Origin of the sequence: Lunatimonas salinarum, from assembly GCF_017811155.1 — a bacterium.
In the GTDB taxonomy this organism is placed as follows: domain Bacteria; phylum Bacteroidota; class Bacteroidia; order Cytophagales; family Cyclobacteriaceae; genus Lunatimonas; species Lunatimonas salinarum.
Window position 1 is genome coordinate 1 of record NZ_JACVCV010000119.1, and the last position, 463, is coordinate 463.

Sequence of the window (463 nt, forward strand, 5' to 3'; positions counted from 1 at the left end):
GACCAAAAAGTGATCTTCTAGCGGCAAAAACCGGTGTATCTGTGGTATGCGATATACAAGTCCGTTTTTTGTTGCAAATCCCGGCAAAAACAGGCAACTTAGTTCTTGGTATTTTTCTGGATCTAATCTCGCAACATGAATCAAAAGATTTTCAAACCTAGGCAGGCATTAAACAAGGCATTTTTGAAAGTAAAGCCTGTACGGGCGCAGATAGAGGTCTTTAAATCCAACCTCATCCGCTTACTTGATCAAATCAATGAAGCGGAATCCGAAGAGTTTCACAAGAATCTGGTCGCGGACTTCCTAAAAAGAACCTATTATGAACCGGATTTCTCCATCAATACCAAAGGGAGAAACGATCTGGTTATCCATAATGGAAAGGATGGCAAAAGCCCGGTGGGCGTGATCTTGGAAACCAAGAAACCCACCAATAAGAGTGAGATGATCGGGTTTAACGCCCTCA

General features: G+C 42.5%; 1 protein-coding gene. It reads left to right on the forward strand.

The genetic code is table 11. The annotated features are described in order from the left end of the window. Positions 1-135: 135 nt before the first annotated feature. On the forward strand, positions 136-463 hold a 328-nt coding region (locus IAQ59_RS22155), incomplete at its 3' end, for a DUF7149 domain-containing protein (RefSeq protein WP_209333030.1).